This is a genomic window from Acinetobacter sp. AHP123 (genome assembly GCF_023757925.1).
Lineage (GTDB): Bacteria > Pseudomonadota > Gammaproteobacteria > Pseudomonadales > Moraxellaceae > Acinetobacter > Acinetobacter oleivorans.
Genome location: NZ_CP092454.1, coordinates 413,995 through 440,847 on the forward strand (window position 1 = coordinate 413,995; position 26,853 = coordinate 440,847).

Sequence of the window (26,853 nt, forward strand, 5' to 3'; positions counted from 1 at the left end):
TGGGTGGTTTACTCAGCGTAATAGAACAAAATGAATAGCGATAAACCAGTGTAGAATAACCAATAAAGGACTATGTAGTATTTGCCGTGGAACTCAAACAATTAAAGTATTTTATTGCGGTGATCGAGTCAGGAAGCTTGGGTAAAGCTGCAAAAAATCTCGATATTGGAACTTCTGCATTAAGTCAGCAAATCTCAAAATTAGAAAGCGAGCTTTCTATTCGCCTTTTACAACGTACTGCTTTGGGTACGGTTCCCACCCCTGCGGGTTTAGCTTTTTTTCAACAAGTTCAACTGGCGCTTAGACACTTAGACCATGCCGTAGACTCTGCACATTCTTCACGCTTAAGTGGTCATGTCACCGTCGGTTTTTCGCCAAGTGTCGCGTCGGTTATTGGCACCCACTTTTTAAAACTCATGAGAAACCGTTATCCCGACATTAAAGTCCGTTTAATTGAAGGCTTATCGGGTGACTTAAAAGCATTAGTTAATGCAAGGCAGCTCGATGTTGCCATCATCTTTAGTGACGATGTCGACCCACAGTGGGCCATACAGCCTTTAGTCAAAGAACAGATGTTTCTAATTTCACCTAAAGAAGTACTGAGTCAGTACCATCTTGAAAGCTGTATAGATACTCAAACGATTACCCATTCACAGCTTAAAGAACTTCCGCTGATTTTACCGAGTCAACGACATGGACTGCGTTTGTTGCTCGAACAGAAAATTCATCAACTTAAAGTGGCCTATGAAATTGATGGGCTGCATTTGTTAATGGAAAGCATTAGCCAACTCGAAATGGCAACCATCCAACCTGCGGGCGCATCGTTAAACTCACGGCAAGACCTATGTTTACTGCGCATTGTAGAACCTGCCATTGAACGCATTAACTATTTAATTAGTCTGTCTGAAGAAGAACTCTCGCCTGCTACTTTAGCCACCAAAGTAGTGATTCGTGCTTGTGTGACCAACCTGATTAATGAAAAGCGCTGGCCCGGTGCGAAACTCATAAACACTTAAGCGCTTAGTGTTTATTTTTACTAAACACCCATTCAAGTTTAGCCTCTCACTTCACCGTCCCTTTTAAAGCTACATTAGCCTTAGCTGAGAAAGGGAGAAATCCATGCATGATGTGATTGTAATTGGTGGTGGGAATGCCGCACTGTGTGCCGCGCTCACGGCAAAAGAAAGTGGCGCGTCTGTGCTTGTCATAGAAGCAGCACCTAAAGAATGGCGTGGTGGTAACTCACAACACACTCGTAACCTCCGTTGCATGCATGATGCTCCTCAAGATGTATTAGTCGATGCCTACCCAGAAGAAGAATATTGGCAAGACCTACTTAAAGTCACTGCTGGAAAAACTAATGAGCACTTAGCTCGTCTGGTCATTCGTAGCACGGCAACATGTCGCGACTGGATGCGTAAACATGGTGTGAATTTTCAGCCGCCACTATCGGGTGCTTTGCATGTTGCACGTACCAATGCCTTTTTTATGGGTGGCGGTAAAGCCCTCATTAATGCGTATTACCGTAGTGCCCAAGAACTTGGCATTGAGATTTTATACAACACAAAAATTAAAGATCTAAAGTTAAACCAAGGACATTTTGAAGCTGCAATTGCGGAAGATGGCCGTGTGTTTAAAGCGAAAAGCTGTGTATTGGCCGCAGGTGGTTTTGAGTCAAATCTGGAATGGTTAAGAGAAGCATGGGGACAAAATGAAAACGGCGAATGGCCTGCCGATAATTTCATTATTCGTGGAACCCGCTTTAATCAGGGCAACTTGCTCAAATTTATGATAGATCAAGGCGCCGATATTATTGGTGACCCATCACAATCGCATTGCGTCGCTGTAGATGCACGCGCACCGTTATATGACGGCGGCATCTGCACCCGTATTGACTGCGTTTCACTGGGTATTGTGGTCAATAACAAAGCCGAACGTTTTTACGATGAAGGCGAAGACTTCTGGCCAAAACGTTATGCGATTTGGGGACGTCTTGTTGCCAAACAGCCTCAGCAAATCGCCTATTCGATTATCGACTCAAAATCCATTGGTCGCTTTATGCCACCTGTATTTGCGGGTGTGAAAGCAAATAGCATTCAAGAATTGGCCGAAAAAATCGGGCTAGATGCAAAAACCTTCTGTCACACGGTAGAAGAATTTAATCAAGCCTGCGTACAAGGCACCTTTAACCATACGGTTTTAGATGACTGCACCACCAAAAATATTGTTCCCAACAAGACCCACTGGGCAGTTCCTCTCGATCGCCCACCCTTCTATGCCTATGCGCTTAAACCCGGCATTACCTTTACCTATTTAGGCTTAAAAGTCGAAGATGATGCTGCGGTACGTTTTAACAATAAAGCCAGCCACAACCTGTTTGTTGCAGGTGAAATGATGGCAGGTAACGTACTCGGTCAGGGTTATACCGCAGGGGTCGGCATGTCGATTGGCACAACGTTTGGACGCATTGCCGGAAAAAATGCAGCCCACTACGCACTTTCACAAGGAGTTGAACATGAATGCTAGTACTAAAGCCCTGATTCCAGTTGTTCAGCTCTCTGATCATGAGCAGGAAGTTCAAAGAGCCCTACAGATTTGTAATGCTTGTCGTTACTGTGAGTCGTTTTGTGCTGTGTTTGCGGCGATGACTAAGCGTCTTGAGTTTAATCAAGCCGATATTCATTACCTCGCAAACCTGTGCCATAACTGTGGTGCTTGTTTACACGCTTGCCAATATGCCCCGCCGCACGAGTTTGGTGTAAACATTCCAAAAGCGATGGCACAAGTACGTTTGGAAACTTACCAAGAGTTTGCGACGCCTAAACCGCTAGGCCGACTTTATAAGTCTGTTGGGATTCCTTTTGTTTCGGCGTTATCACTCATTTTCTTTTTATGCATGTTAGCTGTGGTGTGGTACAAAGGCACCGACCTGTTTGCAGGCTATCAAGGTAATTTCTATGCGATTTTCCCGCATAACTTTTTAGCTCTATTGTTTGGAGCGACCTTTACAGTTGCGATTGTTTTGCTCGGCATTGGGATTAGTAAATTTTGGAGACAGACGTCTAAAGTTATTCACGGCAAAGTTGAAAAACCCGACCTTATTCAAGCATCTCAAAATGTGTTAACGCTTAAATATTTAGATGGTGGACATGGCAAAGGCTGTAATGAGCAAGATGACCGTTACACACAAATCCGCCGTGTGTTCCATCACCTGACGTTTTATGGCTTTATGCTTTGCTTTGCAGCCACAGGCGTAGCAACTTTATATCACTATTTCCTTAACCTGCATGCGCCTTACCCTATCTTTAGCTTGCCTGTTATTTTAGGTACGTTGGGTGGGTTTGGCTTAGTGATTGGACCATCTGGTTTGCTTTATTTAAACCTTAAACGTCATCCATTACATGGTGACCGCGAGCAAAAACCTGTAGATCGAGGCTTTATTTTCCTTTTAATTTTAGTCAGTGCTTCAGGCTTAGCTCTCATGACATTTCGTAATACCCCTTACATGGCACTTTTACTGATTTTCCATTTAGCTACGGTCATGACATTCTTTATAACGATGCCATTTGGAAAGTTCGCACACGGTTTTTACCGCAGTGCTTCTTTACTCAAATTTGCCATCGAAGAACGTATTTCTAAAAAGTCATAATTTCATTCAAAAGTATTCACTATCTTGGCGTAGTGAATACTTTCATTATTTTAAGCTCAAAATACTTCATACCTTGCCTACTTTTTACTATTTAAAATTCCCAAGCCATAGATTGGCCACTTGGTACTCGCTTTAATATTATTAATCAGCATCGCCACCAAAACTAAAGACACTGCGCCAACCAAAACAGGGAAAATTAAGAAACTCCACTGGTAATGTATGCTACTCGCGGTGAGTAAAATAACCAAAGGATTGGCCCCAGCAGGTGGATGAACACATTTAAAAATCTGCATGAGTGCAATTGCACAGCCCACTGATAAAGCAATTGTAAAAATAGAAACACCGACAAATTTTAGAAAAAACAAACCTACAAAAGCCGAAATAAGATGCCCAAATATAATATTTCTCGGCTGTGCCAAAGGTGACTGCGACACGGTATAGAGCAATACACAGGTCGCACCAAACGGCGCCATGATAAAGATATTATGTGTGAGCTTACTCAACCACAGGAGTATAAAAATACTAAGCGTACCCCCAACAAGGCTTCTTAAAATATCAACTTTACTGGGCGATGGAGCCAGTTTTTCTTTGCCATAAAAGATCGAGAACATGATTTTTTCCTCAAACAAAAATTTGCTTTTTAAAAAGCATATAGATAAAATTTCAAATAGTACAGATCTGTACTATTTTATTTTTTGGAAAAGACACATGTCAAAATCTGCCTTAAAAATATTAGATACAGCCGAGAAGTTATTTAATGAAAATAGTTTTGTTGGGGTTGGCGTTGACTTGATTCGCGATGAATCTGGTTGCTCTAAAACCACTATGTACACGTACTATAAAAATAAAAATCAACTAGTTAAGTCTGTACTCGTTGCACGTGATGAACGGTTTAAGCAAAGCCTTTTGGGCTATGTGGGAGATGCAACAGGGTTGGAAGCCATCAATAAAATTCTGGATTGGCACACCAACTGGTTTAGACAAGATTTTTTTAAGGGCTGTTTATTTGTAAGAGCGGTCGCTGAATCTAACCAAGATGATCAAGACATTATTTCTATTTCTAAAGCTCATAAACAATGGATTAAAGTATTGATTGCGCAAAACTGCAATATACCGAATGGTGAAGCTTTATCTGAGCTGATCTATACGGTGATTGAAGGATTAATTAGCCGCTTTTTAGTCGATGGTTTCGATGAAACACTTGCGATAAACATGAAAAATTCTATTAATCAATTATTTAATATTCATCAACATTAGTATGAGAACTTAAAATGGAAGTGGACCATATTTTTATTTGTGTACAATCAGGCGCTCCCGAAGCTGAAACTTTAAAAAAATTCGGTCTAACAGAAGGTTCATCCAATAAGCACCCAGGTCAAGGTACAGAAAACAGACGCTTTTTCTTTAAAAATAGCTTTATTGAATTAATCTTTTTAAATAACCCAGAAGAAGCCTCAAGTGATCTTACCAAACCTACTCTGCTTTTTGAGCGACTAAGTACTCAAAATAATATCGCGTCCCCTTTTGGTATCTGTTTTCGCCCTAAAAATAAAGATGATAACGGTGCAAAATTTCCTAATTGGGTTTACAAGCCAAGCTATTTACCAGCCAGCTTAGAAGTAAATGTTGCCAAAGATTCTGTGGTAACTGAACCGATGTGGTTCTTCCTTTCATTTGCTTCACGACCAGACCTTGCCGCAAAAGAAAAACAACAACCACTTGTGCATAGCAAAGATTTATCAGAAATCACTGCGATTAAAGTTTCTGTTCCAAACCTTGAAAAGCACCCTACTTCATTGCTGTTCAATTCGCTTGATGATTTTGAAGTGACTAATGGATCGGAGCATTTAATGGAAATTAGTTTTGATCATGAACCTCAAGGAATGATTCATGATTTCAGACCAGAACTGCCGCTTATTTTTAAATATTAAGTGTCTTATTTTTTAATAAAAAAACTGTGATTTATGGCAAATCACAGTTTTAATTTAAATTGAATCACATTAAAAGCATCAATGAATTAAGCTATCTTTCCATCAATAATGCCCTTCTCCTTTAACGCGGCGAGTTCTTCTGCTGTTTTAAATCTCGATAAGATTTGAGCAGTATGTTCACCTAGCTCTGGCGGTGCATGATGATATTCAACTGGAGTATCAGACAACTTGATGGGTGAGCCTATGGTTTGGAAGTTTTCATTTAAACGATGAGGAATATTGACCACCAAATTGCGATGGACGATTTGTGGTTCAGCTAAAGCATCTTCAATAGAGTTGATAACACCTACGGGAACTTTAAGCGCATGAATCATCTCGACCCATTCTTTGGCAGTTTTATGCAAAAAATGCTCCGACAATAAAGGAATCAATTCATCTCGATATTTGACGCGGTCTTGGTTACGCACAAACTTTTCATTTTCGAGTAGCTCTGAATAACCAATCGCAATACATAAATCTTTAAATTGTTTATCGTTACCACAAGCAATAATAAATTCTTTATCTTTGGCCTTAAAAGTTTGATACGGCACAATACTCGGGTGTTGATTACCCATGCGCTGCGGGGCTTTACCCGAAGCTAAATAGTTCATTCCCTGATTTGCCAGTGCCGCGACCTGCACATCAAGGAGTGACATATCAATATATTGGCCACGTCCTGTGTGCGAACGAGCAATCAAGGCAGCTTGAATGGCAATGGTTGAATACAAACCAGTTTGAATATCTACCACAGCCACGCCAACCTTTTGTGCACCACCACCTGCTACATCATCAGGCTCGCCAGTAATGCTCATCAAACCAGACATACCCTGAATAATAAAATCATAGCCGGGCTCTTCTGCACGTGGGCCATCTTGCCCAAAACCCGTAATCGAGCAATAAACAATATTTGGGTTTAACTCACTTAAAGAAGCATAGTCCAAACCATATTTAGCCAAAGACCCTGTCTTATAATTTTCAATTACCACATCGGCTGTCTTAGCAATTTCATAAATTAAAGCCTGACCTTCGGGTGTAGTAATGTCTACCGCAACCGAATATTTATTGCGGTTGGTACACTGAAAATAACCAGATTCACGGGTCATGTTTCCATCTTGATCGGGCATCCATGGTGGCCCCCACATACGGGTGTCATCACCAACTCGAGGACGTTCAATTTTAATCACTTCCGCGCCAAGGTCTGCCAAGATCTGTCCGCACCAAGGCCCTGCAAGCACACGGCTTAAATCTAAAACCCGAATTCCTTGTAATGCACCCATAACGATACCCTTATCTTTTAGAAGGCCCTCAACGCACCTTCTTTTCATTGTTTATGATTGTCTTTGTGGATCGTACTGACGATCTTTAATAAATAAGCCCGGTAATACACCCGCAACAAAATACGCAGCGCCCATAACAATAAAGGCCATGGTAAACGTACCGCCCGATGCCAAGAAACCAATGGTAGCTGGTGCAATAGCCGCCCCGACACGACCAATGTTATAGGCACCGCCAATGGCTGTTCCGCGCACATCGGTTGAAAAACTTTCAGCCATATAAGTCGCATTTACACCATATGGAATGCCATATAAGAAGCCAAAAGTGATCAATAAATACAAAATATTGTCAGGGGTATTGAAGAAAATAATGATTGGCAAGAACACGGCGCTGGCTATTGTTCCAAACACAAAAACAGCACGGCGGTTAAATTTGTCTGCAAGATAACCCGCTAAAATTTTTCCTAAAATCATTGCGGTATATGAACCCACCATATAACTGGTTAAGTTTTTAAAGTTCATATGCACTTCTGTTTCTAAATAACTTGGCATCCAGTTGTTAATGCCGTAATAACCAAACTGTAAGAAGAATGCTGTGGTCATCCACAAGAAAAACATCTTACGGTGTTTAAAGTTATTAAAAATTTGCTTATAAATACTTCCACTTTTAGGCTTTTCAGCCACGACCATTTCTTTAGGTTGTCTGTTGCCTTGTAAGCTTTTAATTTTGGTGAGCTGCCAAGATTTTGGCTCTGGTACAAATCGTTGCAGGAAAATATTAACGAAAGCAGGTACTACGGTCAGGAAGAACAAAATACGCCAGCCATGATCTGGAATAATCGCTCCTGCTAATAACGTCGCAGCAATATAACCTACGGTCTGACCTGTCTGTAACGTACCTAAGACTGTTGTACGGTAAGTGGTCGGCACATATTCAGCCATTAAGGTATTACAGGCCATATAGAGTGCTCCGATTCCTAAAGCACCAATAAAACGTAAAGCCATAAATTGCTCGAAGCTTTGCGTAAAGCCCAATAAACAGGTCGCTACCGAAAAGAAGGTTACCGAGTTGGCAATGGTTCGTACACGACCAAACTTGTCACATGCCCAACCACCCAAAATACCGCCAACACCCATTCCTGCTAATGATGCACTACCCAATGCACCCGCTTGAAAGGTACTTAAACCAAACTCTGCCTTTAAGCTGGTCAAGCTATAAGACAGCAGCATAATATCTATGCCATCGACCACCATCGCAAAATAGGCAAATAACAACGCCCATTTCCATGTATGAGGGCCAATTCTTTCATATGTTCCAAGATTACTTGGAAATGTGGTTCTTAACTCTTTCGATATTACTTGAACATCATTGTTCATCTTTAGTTCCTCATTTTCCCAAATGAGTCATCGGTAGCCTACTTATGTTTTCTGCATGACTTAATCTTCTATATTTTCATCATCTTATATTTAGTTTTAAGTACACAGAGGCACATCTTTACATGAGTATCCTTACGATGAATCTTGTCATTATCCATAAATTTTTGCGTAAAAATCCCTAAAGGTGCTCTCGAAAGAACACCTCTATCTTTTAAATGAATGAGTTAGTTACTAAATGCTGCGATGCCTGTTTGTGCACGACCTAAAATCAGGGCATGAACGTCATGTGTACCTTCATAGGTATTCACAACTTCAAGATTTACCAAATGACGTGCTACGCCAAACTCATCACTAATACCATTTCCACCCATCATGTCACGCGCCATGCGGGCAATATCAAGTGCCTTTCCACAGTTATTACGCTTAATTAGAGATGTGCCTTCAACTGACGCAATGCCTTCATCTTTCATACGACCAAAACGTAGAGCCACTTGCAAACCTAATGCAATTTCAGTTTGCATATCTGCTAGTTTCTTTTGAATTAACTGATTTGCAGCCAATGGACGGCCAAATTGTTTGCGGTCCATGGTGTATTGATGTGCGGTATGCCAACAAAACTCGGCAGCCCCCATTGCACCCCATGCAATTCCATAACGAGCGCTATTTAGACAGGTAAATGGGCCTTTTAAACCTCGAATTTCAGGGAATGCATTTTCTTCAGGTACAAAAACGTTATCCATCACGATTTCACCCGTAATCGATGCACGTAAACCGACCTTGCCATGAATTGCTGGTGCAGATAGGCCTTCCCAACCCTTTTCTAAAATAAAGCCACGAATGTCACCGACATTACCTTCAGCAGAAACTTCTTTTGCCCAGACTACAAATACATCCGCAATTGGGCTGTTGGTAATCCACATTTTTGCGCCGCTTAAACGGTAACCACCGTCAACTTTTTTAGCACGGGTAATCATACTACCCGGGTCTGAACCATGATCAGGCTCGGTCAAACCAAAACAACCAATGTATTCACCAGTAGCTAGTTTAGGTAAATACTTCTGCTTTTGCTCTTCGGTACCAAATTCATGAATTGGAACCATGACCAATGAGCTTTGCACACTCGCCATAGAGCGGTAGCCCGAATCGACATATTCAATTTCACGTGCAACCAAACCGTAACTCACATAGTTCAAACCGGCACCGCCATATTGCTCAGGGATGGTTGGACCCAATAAGCCAAGCTCTCCCATTTCACGAAAAATAGATGGATCTGTTTTTTCATGACGGAATTGCTCAAGTACACGGGGTTGCAAACGTTCTTGGCAATAGGCATGAGCCGCATCACGAATCATGCGCTCATCTGGGCTAAGCTGTTGCTCAATTAAAAATGGGTCTTGCCAGTTAAATTGAGCTTTTGCTTTTTTTGTTGTCACCATGTGATTCATCGCATCCTCTGCTTGATTTGATCTTCTTTATTTAACTCGATGTTATGCGTGAAAAATGCAGTAATCAAACGATAAATGTTCATGCAGATATGCGACTTACGCATATTTAAACCAAGACACATTAAATTTAGATATTTAATTCGTTGTATTTCATTAAAAATGGCTTGTTTTTATACTAAACTCTGATATCTGCATTTAGGTCATATGCTGTTTTGAAATATGACGACAAATAAAAGGATTTATTTATGCGAAGAAGTATCCCATCCATTCAGGGCCTGATTTGCTTTGAAAGTGCAGCAAAACATCTAAGTTATACCTATGCTGCGCAAGAGTTATGCATTACCCAAAGCGCGGTCTCTCGCCAAATTCAGCAGTTAGAAGATTTCTTGGGTGTGGAACTCTTTATACGTACTCGGCATGGGGTTGAACTAACTATTGGAGGTCAGCAGTATTTTAAAAGTATTAAGCCCTATCTATTAGGTCTAGAAAAATGTACAGCCGATGTGATTTCTCATAAAGGTTTAGGCGGAACATTAAAGTTAGGCGTGGTGCCTACCTTTGCAACCCGTTGGCTATTACCCAAACTTCATCTTTTAAATCAAAAACACCCTGAAATTACGGTTCACTTAGAAACCAGTACCAAGCCTTTTTTATTTAATGACAATATTTTTGACGCTGCGATTTTTGCAGGTACGCAGCAGCAAATTGACCACTGGCCCGGCATACAAGCGCATTATTTAATGGATGAAGAAATTGTACCTGTGTGCTCACCCAGACTCATCGAGAAGTATTTTCCAGATGCTGTGATGATTAATGAAAATACCTATGATCTAAGCTCAGAAGATTTACTGAAAATTCCCCTACTACAACAAACCACTCGGCCTAGCATTTGGCAAGAATGGTTTCTAACCCATCAGATGCAGCACCCGAAACCTTTTGATGGACAACGCCATGAGTTATTTTCAATGCTTGCGGTTGCTGCCAGTCACGACATGGGAATGGCTCTAATTCCGCAAATGTTGATTGAATCTGAACTACAAAAAAAAGAACTGGTGATTGTTTCCAGTAAGAAACTAAAAGGCAGCCGAAAGTACTATCTCATTCACTCAAGCCAAGACATCTCACCGACTATTCAAAAATTTGTTGAGTGGATTTATCAAGAGTTAGAGCAACTAAAGAGCAATTCAAATTAGCTCAGCAGGTTTTACTTATGCTCAATATTGCGATCTATACTCATAAAAAAAGATTGTGATTGATGAGATCACAACCTTTTAGTTATGCATAAATGACTTTGAATTAATGACTCATTAATTGAATATCTGAACCGCTACGTTTCGGGTCAATCAAGATTTTGGCATGCTGTTCAGGATCACGTAACGCTTCAAATGCACTGGTAACACCTTCTAGGCCAACAACACCGGTAATGAGCGGTGAGCAATTCACTTTACCTTCTGCAATCATGTGTAGTGCATCTCGAAACTCCAGCGGTGTATAACCCAACACAAACTGAATTTCTAACTCTTTATTAATTGCAAGTGCGGGTTCGATTTTGTCACTTTGCATGCAGACGCCCACCCCGACAATTCGAGAAAATAAAGGTGCACCTTCAATAATTTGCTGCAAGACACCCGGTACGCCGACACATTCAAAAATAACAGGACGTTTTGGCAGAGCACCCAATTTATCAATCATGCGCCATCCATGCCACCAAGGTAAGCGTGTCGCTTGTAACTTATCAAACAGCCCCATGCCCATGTTAATAGCATCCGAAACATTGCCAAATAAACCAAACTCTTTCCAGTTAGCAAATGGCGATGTCTCTTTAGGGTCTACCACAATATCCGCACCACATTGCTCGGCAAGCTTACGGCGGTTTGGTGAAAAGTCGCTGGCAACTACAGTTTTAACCCCAGCTGCTTTAAGCATTAATATGACACCCAGCCCGACAGGACCACAGCCAATCACAATAGCAGGCTCACCAGTTTTCACACGGCTACGGCGAACAGCATGTAATGCAACCGCCATAGGTTCAGTCATGGCAGCACTATCTGCATCTAGACCGTTGGGTACTTCAAACATCAAGCTCGATTGAGCCAATACTTGCTCGGCATAACCGCCCGAAGCATTTGGAGAAAGCCCTGTAGATAAATAACCATGCTGATCTACATTTAAAAGAGGCATTGCACAAACGAGTGTATCAGCTTTAAATTTATGACGTGTTTTTGGACCATAATCCAAAACCTTGCCACAAAACTCATGACCCAGTACAAATGGGTCTGTAGACTTCGCTAAACCATTAAACCCTACACGTGCAGCCAGATCATGCATGTGGTCGCAGTGATGCTGCATATGCAAATCAGAGCCACAGATCCCACATCGCACCACTTCTAATAAAACCTGTCCTTTAGCAGGCGTTAATTTCGGTTGGTCCACCACTTGTAGTTTTGCTTGATGACAAAGTACCGACTTCATTTGAGCGCTTCCTATTTCTTCTTTTTCATTTACTTGCCAGAAATAGATTTCTACAGATAAATTAATCGCTTTATCAGTTTGGTCTTTAGCAAGCCTTTATTCATCTTTACAAGTAAAAGGCAAAATACCAATGACCATTTTTCAGCCAATCTATTGTTGAAGAGTCAACAAAAACAGGCTCAGCGAAGTTAAAAACAGTAAAAATCTTGGTGCTTGTATCTTACACAGACTGCGTTGTCTTCTTAGGCCAGAACAATGTCATCAAAATTAAAACTTATACAAATATAGTAAGTTCAAAAAACTCAACTCAACGCTTTTCACAAAAACATAGCAAATCCAAACTTTTATCAGCAGTCCTAAACAGGCATGATAAGTTAATACGAACAGATAAGAAGAAGTCTATGATTACAAAAACGCTCCCTCTTACCGATATACACCGCCACCTTGATGGCAACATCCGCATTCAAACCATTTTAGAATTAGGCCAACAATACTATTTAGATTTACCCGCCTACGACATTGAATCTTTACGACCACACGTACAAGTGATGGATAACCAACCAGACTTATTAAGTTTTTTATCGAAGCTCGATTGGGGCGTAAAAGTATTAGCCAGTTTAGATGCCTGTAAGCGTATTGCTTTTGAAAACATGCAAGATGCAGCACAACAAGGCCTAGATTATGTAGAGCTGCGTTTTTCACCAGGTTATATGGGAATGACACATCAACTCCCTCTTGAAGGCGTTGTTGAAGCGGTTATTGCTGGAGTCAAAGAAGGCAGTCAGGCGTACGGTGTAAAAGCGAACCTAATTGGCATTATGAGCCGTACTTTTGGTCAGGAAGCTTGCGAAAAAGAATTAAATGCCCTACTTGCCCATAAAAATGATATTAAAGCACTGGATCTTGCTGGAGATGAGCTTGGTTTTCCGGGCAATTTATTTATTGATCACTTTAAAAAAGCGCGTGATGCAGGTTGGCACATTACGGTACATGCAGGTGAAGCTGCCGGCCCAGAAAGTATTTGGCAAGCTATTGAAGAATTAGGGGCCGAACGAATTGGACATGGTGTTAAAGCAGTTCAGGATTTAAAACTTTTAGATTATTTGGCTAAACATGGGATTGGTATTGAATCTTGTCTCACCTCAAACATTCAAACCAACACAGTACCTTCTTTAGCAGAACATCCATTAAAGACATTTTTAGAACATGGTGTACTTGCCACTATTAATACAGATGACCCAGCGGTAGAAGGTATTGAGATACAACATGAATATTTAACTGCTGCCCCATTAGCAGGATTGACGCCTGAACAAATTTATACAGCTCAAGAAAATGGACTTAAAATCGCATTTTTATCAGATCAAGAAAAAGATGAATTAAGACAGAAATATCAATAACAGAGAACAGAGAACAGAGAACAGAGAACAGAGAACAGAGAACAGAGAACAGAGAACAGAGAACAGAGAACAGAGAACAGAGAACAGAGAACAGAGAACAGAGAACAGAGAACAGAGAACAGAGAACAGAGAACAGAGAACAGAGAACAGAGAACAAGCTTATATAAACACGTTCAAATATTGGAGTGCGATTGAATTAAAATTAAGAACTAGAAAAAAAAATTCCTTCTATCAATACGACAAGAAGAAATTCTTTTTAATCTTTGGGATATTTTTTTAAAGCTTGAACGCTTTTAAAATATGGTCGGAGCAGTAGGATTCGAACCTACGACCCCCTGGTCCCAAACCAGGTGCACTACCAGGCTGTGCTATGCTCCGAAATTGGGGTGAATGACGGGATTCGAACCCGCGACAACTGGAATCACAATCCAGGGCTCTACCAACTGAGCTACATCCACCATCAAATAGTTCTATGTACCAAGCTACCGAGTGGCGCGCCTGACAGGATTCGAACCTGTGACCATCCGCTTAGAAGGCGGATGCTCTATCCAACTGAGCTACAGGCGCTTAACCGATGATGCTTATCATGCGATACTTCGCCGATCTTAAAATATTATTTTAAGTGGTCGGAGCAGTAGGATTCGAACCTACGACCCCCTGGTCCCAAACCAGGTGCACTACCAGGCTGTGCTATGCTCCGATCTATCTCAGCTTTTGCTGTATCGCACATCGTGCGGTACGGTGTGCATTCTAGGCGCGACGCCCTCAGACGTCAACACCTATTGTCAAAAAAAGTTAAAAATCCTTATCAAATGTATATTTAACAAGCATTTTGAGGTTTTTTAACGCTTTAACGATGCACTAAAGGCTAACATTCGATCTAAAGGCATTTTGGCACGTTCAGCAAGCGCTGGATCAACGTGTATTTCCTGATCACCTTTTTGTAAAACTTCTAAAATTCCATCGAGTTCATTCATTGCCATCCATGGACAGTGAGCACATGAACGACAAGTTGCACCCTCACCTGCTGTTGGTGCCTCAACTAAAATCTTATTCGGTACCGCTTGCTGCATTTTGTAGAAAATACCGCGGTCAGTTGCCACAATGAGTCTTTCATTTGGCAAAGTCTGCGCAGCTTTAATCAGTTGAGAGGTACTACCTACCGCATCGGCAATGTCTACAACTGATTCAGGCGATTCTGGATGTACCAATACAGCCGCATCTGGGTACAGTGCTTTCATGTTGGCAATACCACGTGCACGGAATTCTTCATGCACAATACATGCGCCATCCCAAAGCAACATATCTGCACCCGTTTTCTTTTGAATATAGCGACCTAAGTGCTGATCTGGTGCCCAAATAATTTTTTCGCCCAAGCTATCTAGGTGTTCAACAATTTCTACAGCACAGCTTGAAGTCACTACCCAATCTGCACGTGCTTTAACAGCAGCCGATGTGTTGGCATAAACAACTACGGTGTGGTCAGGGTGCTGATCACAAAATGCTGTGAACTCGTCAACTGGACAGCCTAAATCGAGTGAACAGGTTGCCTCAAGTGTCGGCATCAAAATTGTTTTTTCAGGAGACAGAATTTTTGCTGTTTCTCCCATAAACTTTACACCAGCCACAACGAGTGTTGAGGCAGCATGATCTCGTCCGAAACGGGCCATTTCTAAAGAGTCAGAAACGCATCCACCTGTTTTTTCGGCAAGCTCCTGTACTTCAGGGTCGCAATAGTAATGAGCAACAAGGACAGCATCACGTTTTTTGAGCTCTGCTTCGATCTGTGCAAACTTTTGTTGTTTTGCTTCTTCACTTAAGCGATTGTCTTTTGGCTCACCTAAACGGTCTAAATGCGCTTGTACAATGTTTTTTGCATCGTTGGCAATTAAAGTCGCATCACTCATAAAACGTCTTCTCTATCCTTCATGCTGGCATACCTGCTCGCATATAACGTTACTGCTTAAATGATTTACGGATTGAATCATTTAATATCAAAAGTTGGGGCTAATAAAAAAGCCTCTTTGTCGAGGCTTGATTATAACTGATATTTAAGAACGGTAATCAGCATTAATTTTGACATAGTCGTAAGATAAGTCACAGGTATACACCGTGTCTTTGGCTTGACCACGTCCTAAATCAACACGAATGGTAATTTCGGTTTGAGCCATAACACGCGCGCCTGCTTCTTCGGTATAGTCTTCAGCTGCGCCGCCATCCTTACAGATTTGTACTTCGTCTAACCACACTTGAATTTTAGACACGTCTAGGTCTTTAACTCCTGCATAGCCAATCGCAGCTAAAATACGTCCCCAGTTCGGGTCCGATGCAAAAAGTGCAGTTTTGACAAGTGGTGAATGCGCAATGCTATAAGCAATGTCACAACACTCCTGAATGTTACCGCCACCCTCTACAGCCACAGTAATAAACTTCGTCGCGCCTTCGCCGTCACGAACAATTAACTGTGCTAAACGATTCATTACACGCGCAAGTACTTCTAACACTTTAGCGTAGCGTACATCGCTGTCTGAAGTAATTTCAGCTCCACCCGCCTGACCTGTTGCTACAAAAATACAAGAGTCATTTGTTGAAGTATCGCCATCAATCGTAATACGGTTAAATGAATGCTCAACTGTCGTTTTTAGTAGCTTTTGTACTAAATCACGGCTAATAGGTGCATCTGTTGCTACAAAGCTCAACATAGTTGCCATGTTCGGGCGAATCATTCCGGCGCCTTTACTAATACCTGTCATGGTATAAGTAATGCCATCAAGTTCAAATTGTTCAGATGCACCTTTAGGTACTGTGTCTGTGGTCATAATGCCAGATGCAGCATCATTCCAAGCCGCGTCTTGTACGCTATTTAATGCAGGCTGAAGACCCGCAAGTAAACGTTCCATCGGAAGTTGCTCACCAATCACCCCCGTAGAAAACGGAAGAACTTCAAAACTGTTTACCCCAGCAATCTCCGCCAATTTTGCACAAGTATCCTGAGCATTTTTCAAACCCGTAGGTCCAGTTCCTGCATTCGCATTACCGGTATTAATCACTAAATAACGAGGATTACCTTCGGCAAGATGAGCTTTAGAGACATGAACAGGTGCTGCACAAAATGCATTTTGAGTAAATACACCAGCAACATTTGAACCTTCTGCAAACTCAAAAATGACTAAATCTCGTCGGTTTTGGTAACGTACATATGCTTCTGTTGAGCCAATTTTTACACCTTTTACCACATGCATTTGTGGCATTGTTACGTCACCGACAGCCATTTTTAGAACATCCAAAGTTTGTTGAATAAGATCAATATTTCAAAAAAAGCGATGCCATGAAGCACTTTCTTCATGAAATATCATAGTGGACAGCTTAGTAGAAAAGTCTAAAAAAATCGAGCGCAAAAACGGCTCATTGTTGCTCTAGTTTTAATAAAATATCTTTCTTATCAAGCCCACCAGCAAAACCAACTAAAGCACCGCCCACACCAATGACACGATGACAAGGTGCAATAATTGAAATCGGGTTTTTGCCATTGGCAGCGCCAACTGCTCTCACCGCTTTTTCATTGCCAATTTGAACAGCAATATCTTTATAACTTCTTGTTTCACCATAAGGGATGGTCAATAAAGCAGACCAGACCTGCTTTTGAAATGCAGTCCCTTCGAAATCTAGTGGTAATGTAAACTCGCGGCGTTTACCTTCAAAATATTCTTTTAATTGTTGTTCTGTCTTTAATAAAACTGGATGTTCAAGTTGTTCGACCAGCTCGGCCAGTCGAACACGTTTTGGATTTTCATTGTCCCAGAGTATTGCCACCAAAGCATTTTCATTCGCAACCAGCTTTAATTGCCCAACAGGCGAATTGATATACTTATAAGACAGCAACATAGTTTTATTCTCTTAGGACGGTGATGAAATTTTCATTAAAACCAAACCTGACACAATCAATACAGCGGCAATCATTCGCATAGCGCCAACAGGCTCATGAAGAAAAAATATACCTACAAGAAATGACCCAATTGCGCCAATGCCTGTCCAAACCGTATAGGCAGTGCCAAGAGGTAAAGTTTTCATGGAAATTGAAAGTAGAACTACACTCAAAATCATAAAAACTACGGTAATAACACTAGGGGTTAAACGTGTAAAACCTTCAGACATTTTCATAGAATATGCCCAAATGATTTCAAATACACCTGCTAAAATTAAAATAGCCCAAGCCATAACATTCACTAATTTTTATAGCGTCAGGTCGTCCCGACATGATTACCCAATATGGGGGAGGTCGTTCCTCCTTTATGTGAAGACTCAGTTTACTTTAAAATAAAAAATGAAGGCAAACCCTATCTAAAGCTTGCCTGTCTTAGAAAATATTATTCGTTTTTTAACTGTAAAATTTTTCGTGCGCCATTTAAGACAAACAAAACAATAATTAATCCAATCATTAAATCAGGATAAGGAGAACCTGTAATGGCAACCAATATTCCTGCGACAATGACCCCTAAGTTTACGATGACATCGTTTGCAGAAAAGATATAACTCGCCTTCATATGTGCCCCACTCTCTTTATGATCTCTCATTAAATAAAGGCAACTAATATTGGCTGCAAGAGCCAATCCGCCAATTAAAATCATGAGAATTGAAACGGGTTCACTGCCGTAAATAAAACGGCGCAACACATCAATTAACACAATTATGGCTAAGCCGAACTGGAACCATCCTGAAAGATGCGCAGCCTTTAATTGTGCATTTAGATTTTTACCCACCACAAATAAAGCAATGCCATAAATTGCAGCATCGGCAAACATATCGAGTGAATCGGCGATTAATCCTGTCGATGAAGCAATAATACCTGCCATAAACTCAATGACAAACATGACGCCATTAATCAGTAACAACCATTGTAAAACTTGCTTTTGTGACGCATTTGTTGAAGAACTAGCTCGAACCTTTTTAGGTTTTTCAACAGGTTCATAATGTGGCTGCGTTTGTTGTAATTCCGCCCCTAGTCCTAAACGTTGCAGACTTTGAGTAATCTTTTCAGCTTGAACACTGTGATAAATCGCCAAATGCCGTGCTGGCAAGTCAAAATGGAGCTCTTGTATATCGTCAGCGTAAGAGGCCAAAGCCATCCGCACCATTTGCTCTTCAGCTGCACAATCCATGTGAGGAATATGATAATAACTCACCCATTGGCTCTTTCTAGGCATAGCTTCACTAGGTGTAGAATACTCCTGAGACGGCATGCTTGAGCACCCGCAGCTAGAGCTAGTTTTATTTAAATGTATTTGATTCTCTTGTTTTTCTAAAGCCATCTGTGCACCATAACTGACACAAAAAACAATGCCATCAGTATAAACCAATGGCATGTCATTAAGCTTAATTTTTGTTCGGCAATTAGAACTTAAGTGTTAACCCTGCTCCATAATACCAACCATGTTCAGAGTCGGTTCCAGTTTGCCAAGCAGTTTGTTTTAAACCTTTTTCATAGCCGTAACCCACATCAAGAAATGGCATCACCTTTTTGTTGATTTCATAACGGGTTTGAAAACCAGCTTGTAAACTTGATAAACCTGTTTTACTTGCATAGTGAGATTCATCTTTCAAAACAACATCTGCTTTTAAATAAGGTTTACCAATTAGCTTTTGGGTAAAGAGTAAGTCTCTTTCCGTTTCTAAACTTAGCTTCCATAGCTGATCTTCACCTACATAAAGATATGCATCGGTTTCAAAAAAGTAAGGTGCCATGCCATGCAAACCGACTACACCTGCCCAGCGATCTTGCTTTTCATCTTCCCGTTGTAAACGCTCGTAGTTTACCCCAGCCTGTACATCCCAATAATCAGCTACATTTCGACTGTAAAGTACTGAACCGCCGTAATTAGCATCTTCCGACTCGGCTTTTTCAACATGGGCTTTAATGAATAATTTATTTTCATCAGTTCCCACCCAACTTTCTAATTCAGAAGAAAAACTGCCTTCTCCCTCTTCATTTTGAGTCCAGCCAGTATCAATTTTTGTTGCTTGATAGATCTGTCCACCATGTTCGCGTAAATGATCATGCGTTAAGGGTTCTTGTGCCAAAGCAAGAACCGATACACCAGAGAAAATACCGCAACATATCATTTGAGAAAATAATTTAGTGATGCGCATGACTCGCTCCTTTTTCATTTTCAGATTGAATAGGTGCTTGAGATGCATCTACTGCTCCATCATTCACTTGAGCCACAATCAACTTATTCATCATCCCTGCACTCATGTGATAAAGCAGATGGCAATGAATCGCCCATTCTCCTAAAGCATCGGCTGTTAATAACGCAGTAACTGTCTTTCCTGGTGGAACAATAACGGTATGTTTATTTGGCAAGTTTTCAGCTTGCTGACCATTTTCCAATTGCATGAACATGCCATGTAAATGCATTGGATGAGCCATCATGCTGTCATTCACGAACTTCAAGCGAATACGCTCGCCATATTTAACTTGTAATGGCTCAGCTTCGCTAAATTTCTTACCATTAATGGTCCAAATATAACGCTCCATGTTGCCGCCTAAACGAATAACAAGCTCTCGTTCTGGTGCACGTGTGTCTGGCTGAGGAGTTAAAGATTGCAAATCACTATATTGCAGCGCTTTCATACCCGCTGGCGTCGAAGCATTTGCCCAGCCATAAACGGGCTCATCCTTTTTAGACTTATTCTCAGATTGCGCAGGCATCTCATGCTTCATATTCATCATGGCATGGTCATGTTCACTCGATGACATTGCCTGCATATCATGTTTCATTTCAGGCATCGCTGACATGTCATGCTTCATTTGCATCATAGAATGATCATGTTTTTCAGATGACATACTTTTCATGTCATGATCCATGTTCATCATCGTATGATCATGATTAGTCTGGCTCTCTTCTTTTTTCATTTCAGGCATAGCCGACATGTCGTGTTGCATGTTCATTTGATGGCCAGCATGTTCATCACTTGCCCCATTGCCATGACTCATGCCCATATCATCCATGGTTAGCAAAGAACGTGGACGTGGTTGCGGCATTTGAACTGGCTCTACAGCTTGCGTATTTTCATTGTGCAAAGTCCCGATAGCGAAACCACTGCGATCAATAGACTCTGCTTCAATCTGATAATTTGGCTGTTTAGGTTCTACAATGACATCGTAGGTTTCGGCTGTGCCAATACGAAACTCATCAATTGCAACTGGTTTAACTGGCTGCCCGTCTGCACTTACAACTGTCATTTTCAAATTTGGAATTCTGACATCAAAAAATGACATTGCCGATGCGTTAATAAATCGTAATCGAACCTTATCGCCAGCTTTAAAATTACCTGTCCAGTTTTGCTGTGGTGTCTTGCCATTAACTAAAAAGGTATAACCCGTCACATCAGACATATCCGTTTTTAACATCCGCATCTGATTCCACATCGAACGATCTTGCCAAGTTGCTTTTAAGCCTTGTGTTTTGACTTGCTTCAAAACATCAGATACGGTTTCACGGCGGTTTTGATAATACTCAGCAGATTTCTTCAAATTCTTCATAATGCTATCGCTAGAAGAATTGTGAAAATCTGAAAGCATCACCACATAATCACGATCAGTTTTTTCATGTGCAGCTACGGGTATTTTCCCTTTTGGATAAATCACGAGCGGGCCATATAAACCATCCTGCTCTTGGCCTTTACTATGAGCGTGATACCAATAAGTGCCGTTTTGCTTCACTTTAAAGCTGTAAACAAAATCTCCGTTTGGCGCGATTCCTTTAAAACCATTGAAACTGGGCACACCATCCATTAACCCTGGCAGTAACAACCCATGCCAATGCAAAGACGTATCTTGATTCTTTAATTGGTTATGAACATGAATAACAGCCTCATCTCCTTCCTCAAACTCAAGAAGTGGTGCTGTAAACTTGCCATTTACGGTAATTCGTTTAAGCGGCTGACCCGTAACATTGACCTGTTGTTCATTAATATTAAGGTGATATTCCTTAATTGCCGCGAGGGTCCATGGTGAAACCAATAGACCAAATACAGCGACGAGGCTGCTAATTGTTTTATGAGACATTGCTGTAATCCTTTGAACTAAAAAAATAAGTAAGAAAGGATTAAGCTTTTGGAGGACGTAAAATTTCTTGCCAGTATCCGGCTAGATGCTGAGCCTGATAAATACTGCTAAATTGAGACGAGATTGGAATAAATTGCGAGTCAATATCTGGTACAGCTTGCTGTAATGCCAAATTCACAATTTGACAATGAACTGGGTTACAGTCCTGACAATGCTCACCATGTGAGTTAAGAGACTGTGTCATATTTTGATGACATACAGTCTGATCATCTGCTTGAACATGCATATTCTTATGCGAAGTTTTTTCACTATGACACGGCATCGTATGAAGATCATGCTGCATAGGCGTCTGAGCAACAGACACACCACTCCACCCAATGACCAAAGTCATTAGGAACACAAACCAAGCATACTTGCGTAAGTGTTGTAGAGCCATTGTGGTTTATCGCCTAGAGCCGATGAGTAATCTTAACCCCATTAGCATAACCAAGTTTTCAAACAGATACAATTTTCAATCTTAACTGGTTGTTTTAAAGTAATTAAGCAAATGGTGTTTGATGCTGAAGGACTAAATCAATCACATCTAGTGCACCCTCTTGTTCATTACTTACAGTTGTATAAGGGGCTACTGCTTTCAAAGCTTCAACTGCATTTTCAACCGCAAATCCATAGCCGACAGCTTTGATCATCTGAATATCATTATTGTTATCACCAATCGCGACCACTTGATCAGCTTTAACCTGCCATTTTTGCAGCAATAGCTTCAAGCCATGCGCTTTATGCTGGTCTGGAAGAATTAAATCAATAAAACCAAAACCACTTGAAACAGGCACTAAGACTTTATCTGCAACAAAACTTTTTTTCTGAAAATGTTCAAAAATCTCAAAGCTTTCGTTTTCCTGAGCAGTAAAAGTAATTTTACACACCAAGTCATCTAGTGCATAAAAATCATCAATAACTGTTAGCTTTTCAAAGTATCGAGCGACTTTGGCATAGTCCTCTGCGTTCATGCTGCTATGCACATAAGCACTCTGTTTCCCGCAGATCACCATGGTTGAGGTATATGAAGGGTCGATTGCTTTTAGAATCTCAATGTATTGTTGCTGACTTAAATGAGCAAAAGCTATTTCTTGCCCTGCATCTACAACATGCGCGCCATTTTCTGCAATAAAAGCAATTTCATGACTAATTTCTGGAAAATAGGTAATTAGCTTTGCGAGTTGGTTACCACTGGCAACCACGAAATGAATATTATTTTGTTTAAGTTGTTCGTACTGTTTTAAAAAACGTGCTTTGTTGTACTGCTTCTTAGAATTAAGAAAAGTCCCATCCATATCTACCGCTAAAATTTTTATCGTCATTAATTATCTAAATCTCTTACTAAAATCTTATTAAAGCAAATTTAGCTTTATTTTTCATGACACTTTTACAGTTTTATACTTATCTATCTCTAAAAAAATTTCACACAGAGCCGTATCGTTTTTTGCACAGGTTATTTTTTAGCAAAGCTTAATAAAAAATCAGATAATAAAATATTCAACACGCATAAAAAAAGAACGCCAAAACGTTCTTTTTTCATACATTTCGCTTAGAGAATAAACGGTTGATCTAATTTTGTTTATTTTACCAACATCTTATCCATACGGTTATCAACACAGTTATCCATATAGTTATAAACAAAGTTATCCACAAGCTTATTCTCAGTTCAATATACTTTTTTAAGCTTCTACACTGCCCACTTTCGCAAGCTCTGCACGCATTTGATCAATCACAACTTTATAATCTGGTTGACCAAAAATAGCTGAACCAGCAACAAACATATCTGCACCCGCTTCTGCAATTTCACGAATATTTGCAGGGCCAACACCACCATCAACTTCTAAACGAATATCGCGGCCACTTGCATCAATAATTTTACGAGCTTCACGTAATTTTTCTAAAGTCATTGGAATGAACTTTTGTCCACCAAAACCGGGGTTTACACTCATTATTAAAATTTGATCAACTTTATCAAGTACATAATCTAAATAGTGCAACGGTGTTGCTGGGTTAAAGACTAAACCTGCTTTAGCACCACCTGACTTAATCAACTGTAATGAACGATCGATGTGGTGCGATGCTTCTGGATGGAAAGTAATAATATCTGCACCAGCTTCCAAAAAGTCTCCAATAATTCGATCAACTGGAGATACCATTAGATGCACGTCAACAGGAGCTGTAATCCCATAATTTTTTAAAGCCTTACATACACCAGCACCAAAAGTTAAATTTGGAACATAGTGATTATCCATCACATCAAAATGTACTACATCGGCACCTGCGGCTAACACTTTGTCTACATCTTCGCCTAAACGAGCAAAATCGGCAGATAAAATAGAAGGAGCAATCAAGTAAGGCTTGGACATAGGTGGATGACCTGGCTAAAAATTTAAGGAGAGGCTGAAAATTATAACAAAAAAGAACCTACTTGGCCTGCCCTTCCTTGCTTAAATGACAACATTTCAAACTTGCAACGTAACGTTGCAACAATAGAATGCTAACGGCGAAACGAATTTGTTAAGGTACATTAAACCAATGTGAGGATTGATAATGAAAAGCACAACTCATCTATTAACAAACGATGGAAAACGCATTGCAAAACGTCTAGTTAATCATTGGAAGCACAAGTTTGAAGTACAAGAAACTGAACAAGATTTTAAAATCTTAATGCCTACAGCAACGATTACACTTGCACCAGAAACAGAACAGTTAAACGTTGCAATTGATAGCCAGTTAGATGACCACGATCACTTAGAAAAAGTGGTGCTTGATCATCTAAACCGTATGGCTCAACAAGAATTTCAGGTTGAATGGCTACACTAATTAGCCAGCGACCTTTTCTAATTGGATTGCATGGAACTGTAAATGCTCATCCATAAAGGTTTGAATAAAGTAATAACCATGATCATAGCCAGCATGTTGTCTTAAAGTTAAAGGCTGTCCTGCTTTTAAACATGCTTGCTTAAACTTTTCAGGGTGAAGTTGTTCATAAAATTGATCATCTAATCCCTGATCAACCAAAATTTCGTCAAATACTGCACCATTTTTTGAGACTAAAGCTGTGGCATCATGAGCCAACCAGCTATTACGATCTGCACCTAAATAATGACTAAACGCTTTGTCTCCCCATGCACATTCAGTTGGTGCACAGATCGGTGCGAAAGCAGATACCGACTTAAACTTTTCAGGATATTTAAACGCTAAAGTTAGTGCGCCGTGTCCACCCATTGAGTGCCCAAAGATACCAACTTGTTGAGCGTTTACAGGAAAGTTTTTTAAAATGAGTGGATATAACTCATCAATTAAATAGCTTTCCATTTGATAATGCTCAGACCATGGTGCTTGTGTAGCATTAATATAAAAGCCTGCACCTTGACCTAAATCCCAGTTATCTCCTGCTGCGACTTGTTCTCCACGAGGAGAAGTGTCTGGGGTAATCAATATTAAGCTGAGTTGTGCTGCCATATGTTGCGCATGTGCTTTTATGGCAAAGGTTTCTTCAGTACACGTTAACCCAGCTAAGTAAAACAAAGTTGAGCATGCTTTACCTTCTAGAGCTGCTGGTGGTAAATAAACACCAAACTTCGCTGGTCCTTTTAAATAAGAAGATTCAAATTGGTATATACGCTGCTCGCCCTCAAAGCAGCGGTTTTTTTGCAGGAGTTGCATCGTTTTTAGCCTCTGTTTTTGTTTGAGCAATATCTACACTACCCGTATTTTGCTGAGGAAATAAATACTTTTCCAATTGAGGTAGCATAAGTTCCATATTTTTACCAATCATCCACTGAGGCTCAGAAGGTTCAACACCTTGAGCTACTTCCCATTTGGTTACTGTTTGCTTAGCTGTGTTAAATGAGTCTTTCATCGACGATTGCTCTCGCATAGCCAAATCAAAGAAAGCTCGACCAAAATAGGTATAGTCAGCTTCGTTATTACATCCAAAAGAAGTTTTATCAGCGGCAGATGCGGTAATAATTAAAGTATCAGGAGACTGTAACGCAGGAATAAAGCTTCCTGAATAGCAGGCTGAGATAACTATCACACGCCAGCGAATACCGGATTTATCAAGTGTTTCACGCAACCATTTCGGGTCTACTTGCCCTAAATCTAATGGTGCATTTTCAATTTCGAAGTGATTCTGTTCACCGTGTGAAGTCATATATAGAAATAAAACATCGCTATCACGGTTCATTTGCTGCCCCATACGGCGTAAGGCTAACTCGATACTGGTTTTAGAGGCAATCGGAATTTCTGTGCGGGTGTCTGGATTATTGACCAACATCATCGAACGACCAATCGTTCCGAAACGTGTGTCAAATTGTTCTTTAATACGGACTACTTCCGATTTAAAAACATCTTGGTAACTATCGCCAGCAACACCTAAAAAATACCAATGACTTTTTGCCTGCTCGCCATATTGGACTTGCTCTAAAGAATCGCTCAGCAACTTACTTTGTGCGTAAAAAGCATCTTCAGCAAATGTTGGAGCCGAATCCTCCACCTTCCAAATCGGTTGATCTTTTACAGAAAGTTGCCACACTACCATTGTCGCAATAGTCGCAACCATGACGAGTGCACGTTCCCACCAAGGCCACTTAAGTTCGCGTGAGAAAACCCAAATCACCGCTAAACTTTGCCACACAAACAAAGCTACAAATAAGCTCGGTAAAATTCCGTTATAAATAGCATCGGGAATAAAGTTGAGATAACCGTTAGAACCCAAATACTGAATTAAACATTGAATTAATAAGATATTTGTATCTAAAACCAACCACAGTAAAGCAGGTACTAGCATTAAACGAGGTTGGTTGGTGCGCTGGGATAAGAAAATACCAACAATTAAGGCAATGAATGGCCAAAGTGCATAACCAATTAAACCTTGTGAATTGAAATCGCCGATTTGACCAGCGACAAGCCAACTATACAGAGAGTTAGTACATCCCCCTAAAATTCCCCAAACAATAAGCTGAAGAATAGATGGATGTACAATTTGTAGAGAACGTCTTGATCCCAAAAACAGCCACATTCCGGCAATTTGGTTGCTTTTAAAATCATGCCAAAAGTTAATGGAGGGTTTAAGATCAATCATAAAAGGTTTTCAAAAATTTCGTTTTTGTCAGGCATCTTAAGTGTATGCCTGCTAAGAATTTTAGCAATCATGC

25 protein-coding genes and 4 tRNA genes are annotated in these 26,853 nt (G+C 40.5%); 8 read left to right on the top strand and 21 right to left on the bottom strand.

What is annotated here, in order from left to right; all coding sequences use genetic code 11:
* The first annotated feature begins 86 nt into the window (after positions 1–86).
* The 3 genes from MJX77_RS01950 to tcuB all read left to right on the top strand — a co-directional run bounded on the left by MJX77_RS01950 (position 87) and on the right by tcuB (position 3,649).
* Positions 87–1,016, top strand: coding sequence for a LysR family transcriptional regulator (locus tag MJX77_RS01950; protein WP_004773590.1), 930 nt, complete (start codon positions 87–89; stop codon positions 1,014–1,016).
* A gap of 103 nt (positions 1,017–1,119) precedes the next feature.
* Positions 1,120–2,526, top strand: coding sequence for an FAD-dependent tricarballylate dehydrogenase TcuA (gene tcuA, locus MJX77_RS01955; protein ID WP_252060434.1), 1,407 nt, complete (start codon positions 1,120–1,122; stop codon positions 2,524–2,526).
* Positions 2,516–3,649, top strand: a complete 1,134-nt coding sequence (gene tcuB, locus MJX77_RS01960; RefSeq protein WP_252060435.1) for a tricarballylate utilization 4Fe-4S protein TcuB — start codon at positions 2,516–2,518, stop codon at positions 3,647–3,649. Before tcuA ends, tcuB begins: the two co-directional genes overlap by 11 nt.
* Positions 3,650–3,726: 77 nt before the next feature.
* On the opposite strand, the gene MJX77_RS01965 is transcribed toward tcuB, so the two are convergent.
* On the bottom strand, positions 3,727–4,260 hold the full coding sequence (locus tag MJX77_RS01965) for an HPP family protein (RefSeq protein ID WP_252060436.1): 534 nt from the start codon (positions 4,258–4,260) through the stop codon (positions 3,727–3,729).
* Between the two features lie 97 nt (positions 4,261–4,357).
* Between MJX77_RS01965 and MJX77_RS01970 the strand changes: the two genes are divergently transcribed.
* Both MJX77_RS01970 and MJX77_RS01975 read left to right on the top strand, forming a co-directional pair.
* Positions 4,358–4,906: a TetR/AcrR family transcriptional regulator gene (locus MJX77_RS01970; protein ID WP_032048087.1), complete on the top strand. Its 549-nt coding sequence runs from the start codon at positions 4,358–4,360 to the stop codon at positions 4,904–4,906.
* A 14-nt stretch (positions 4,907–4,920) separates the two neighbouring features.
* On the top strand, positions 4,921–5,580 hold the full coding sequence (locus MJX77_RS01975; protein WP_252060437.1) for a VOC family protein: 660 nt from the start codon (positions 4,921–4,923) through the stop codon (positions 5,578–5,580).
* An 86-nt stretch (positions 5,581–5,666) separates the two neighbouring features.
* On the opposite strand, the gene MJX77_RS01980 is transcribed toward MJX77_RS01975, so the two are convergent.
* The 3 genes from MJX77_RS01980 to MJX77_RS01990 form a co-directional block, all read right to left on the bottom strand.
* Positions 5,667–6,896 carry a CaiB/BaiF CoA transferase family protein gene (locus MJX77_RS01980; protein WP_252060438.1) on the bottom strand — a complete coding sequence of 410 codons (1,230 nt, stop codon included), beginning with the start codon at positions 6,894–6,896 and terminating at the stop codon, positions 5,667–5,669.
* 51 nt (positions 6,897–6,947) lie between these two features.
* Entirely contained in the window at positions 6,948–8,270 is a 1,323-nt protein-coding gene (locus MJX77_RS01985; protein ID WP_252060439.1) for an MFS transporter, read from the bottom strand.
* Positions 8,271–8,494: 224 nt separating this feature from the next.
* Complete coding sequence (locus MJX77_RS01990; protein ID WP_252060440.1) at positions 8,495–9,715, bottom strand: acyl-CoA dehydrogenase; 1,221 nt, start codon at positions 9,713–9,715, stop codon at positions 8,495–8,497.
* 245 nt (positions 9,716–9,960) lie between these two features.
* Between MJX77_RS01990 and MJX77_RS01995 the strand changes: the two genes are divergently transcribed.
* The gene (locus tag MJX77_RS01995) at positions 9,961–10,908 is read left to right on the top strand and encodes a LysR substrate-binding domain-containing protein (protein ID WP_252060441.1); all 948 of its coding nucleotides are present in this window, start codon (positions 9,961–9,963) and stop codon (positions 10,906–10,908) included.
* A gap of 103 nt (positions 10,909–11,011) precedes the next feature.
* On the opposite strand, the gene MJX77_RS02000 is transcribed toward MJX77_RS01995, so the two are convergent.
* Positions 11,012–12,187, bottom strand: coding sequence for a zinc-binding dehydrogenase (locus MJX77_RS02000; protein WP_252060442.1), 1,176 nt, complete (start codon positions 12,185–12,187; stop codon positions 11,012–11,014).
* 401 nt (positions 12,188–12,588) lie between these two features.
* Between MJX77_RS02000 and add the strand changes: the two genes are divergently transcribed.
* The gene (gene add, locus MJX77_RS02005; RefSeq protein WP_252060443.1) at positions 12,589–13,584 is read left to right on the top strand and encodes an adenosine deaminase; all 996 of its coding nucleotides are present in this window, start codon (positions 12,589–12,591) and stop codon (positions 13,582–13,584) included.
* 301 nt (positions 13,585–13,885) lie between these two features.
* On the opposite strand, the gene MJX77_RS02010 is transcribed toward add, so the two are convergent.
* The 14 genes from MJX77_RS02010 to rpe all read right to left on the bottom strand — a co-directional run bounded on the left by MJX77_RS02010 (position 13,886) and on the right by rpe (position 24,057).
* A tRNA-Pro gene (locus MJX77_RS02010) sits at positions 13,886–13,962 on the bottom strand.
* 4 nt (positions 13,963–13,966) lie between these two features.
* Positions 13,967–14,042 (bottom strand) — tRNA-His (locus MJX77_RS02015).
* Positions 14,043–14,074: 32 nt separating this feature from the next.
* Positions 14,075–14,151, bottom strand: a tRNA-Arg gene (locus MJX77_RS02020).
* A gap of 56 nt (positions 14,152–14,207) precedes the next feature.
* Positions 14,208–14,284, bottom strand: a tRNA-Pro gene (locus MJX77_RS02025).
* 142 nt (positions 14,285–14,426) lie between these two features.
* Complete coding sequence (nadA, locus tag MJX77_RS02030; protein ID WP_004794428.1) at positions 14,427–15,491, bottom strand: quinolinate synthase NadA; 1,065 nt, start codon at positions 15,489–15,491, stop codon at positions 14,427–14,429.
* A gap of 144 nt (positions 15,492–15,635) precedes the next feature.
* The gene (gene argJ / locus MJX77_RS02035; RefSeq protein ID WP_252060444.1) at positions 15,636–16,856 is read right to left on the bottom strand and encodes a bifunctional glutamate N-acetyltransferase/amino-acid acetyltransferase ArgJ; all 1,221 of its coding nucleotides are present in this window, start codon (positions 16,854–16,856) and stop codon (positions 15,636–15,638) included.
* A 133-nt stretch (positions 16,857–16,989) separates the two neighbouring features.
* Positions 16,990–17,469, bottom strand: coding sequence for a methylated-DNA--[protein]-cysteine S-methyltransferase (locus tag MJX77_RS02040; protein ID WP_252060445.1), 480 nt, complete (start codon positions 17,467–17,469; stop codon positions 16,990–16,992).
* Between the two features lie 12 nt (positions 17,470–17,481).
* The gene (locus MJX77_RS02045) at positions 17,482–17,802 is read right to left on the bottom strand and encodes a DMT family transporter (protein ID WP_032056956.1); all 321 of its coding nucleotides are present in this window, start codon (positions 17,800–17,802) and stop codon (positions 17,482–17,484) included.
* Positions 17,803–17,951: 149 nt separating this feature from the next.
* The gene (locus MJX77_RS02050; protein ID WP_252060446.1) at positions 17,952–18,947 is read right to left on the bottom strand and encodes a cation efflux transmembrane domain-containing protein; all 996 of its coding nucleotides are present in this window, start codon (positions 18,945–18,947) and stop codon (positions 17,952–17,954) included.
* 28 nt (positions 18,948–18,975) lie between these two features.
* Positions 18,976–19,731, bottom strand: a complete 756-nt coding sequence (locus tag MJX77_RS02055) for a copper resistance protein B (protein ID WP_252060447.1) — start codon at positions 19,729–19,731, stop codon at positions 18,976–18,978.
* Positions 19,718–21,652 (bottom strand): copper resistance system multicopper oxidase, encoded by a 1,935-nt coding sequence (locus MJX77_RS02060; protein WP_252060448.1) that lies wholly within the window; start codon positions 21,650–21,652, stop codon positions 19,718–19,720. The genes MJX77_RS02055 and MJX77_RS02060 overlap by 14 nt, the downstream gene beginning before the upstream one ends.
* A gap of 40 nt (positions 21,653–21,692) precedes the next feature.
* Positions 21,693–22,088 (bottom strand): hypothetical protein, encoded by a 396-nt coding sequence (locus tag MJX77_RS02065; protein ID WP_252060449.1) that lies wholly within the window; start codon positions 22,086–22,088, stop codon positions 21,693–21,695.
* A gap of 103 nt (positions 22,089–22,191) precedes the next feature.
* A complete protein-coding gene (locus tag MJX77_RS02070; protein ID WP_252060450.1) occupies positions 22,192–23,013 on the bottom strand; it encodes a Cof-type HAD-IIB family hydrolase in 822 nt (273 codons plus the stop codon).
* Positions 23,014–23,370: 357 nt separating this feature from the next.
* A complete protein-coding gene (rpe, locus tag MJX77_RS02075; RefSeq protein ID WP_013198894.1) occupies positions 23,371–24,057 on the bottom strand; it encodes a ribulose-phosphate 3-epimerase in 687 nt (228 codons plus the stop codon).
* 184 nt (positions 24,058–24,241) lie between these two features.
* On the opposite strand from rpe, the gene MJX77_RS02080 reads away from it, so the two are divergent.
* Entirely contained in the window at positions 24,242–24,514 is a 273-nt protein-coding gene (locus MJX77_RS02080; RefSeq protein WP_125698996.1) for a DUF2218 domain-containing protein, read from the top strand.
* Here the strand turns inward: MJX77_RS02080 and fghA are convergent, their stop codons facing one another.
* Together fghA and MJX77_RS02090 are read right to left on the bottom strand one after the other, a co-directional pair.
* Positions 24,515–25,360: an S-formylglutathione hydrolase gene (fghA, locus tag MJX77_RS02085; RefSeq protein ID WP_252060451.1), complete on the bottom strand. Its 846-nt coding sequence runs from the start codon at positions 25,358–25,360 to the stop codon at positions 24,515–24,517.
* On the bottom strand, positions 25,329–26,780 hold the full coding sequence (locus MJX77_RS02090) for a C13 family peptidase (RefSeq protein ID WP_005302864.1): 1,452 nt from the start codon (positions 26,778–26,780) through the stop codon (positions 25,329–25,331). Before MJX77_RS02090 ends, fghA begins: the two co-directional genes overlap by 32 nt.
* Positions 26,781–26,853: the final 73 nt, after the last annotated feature.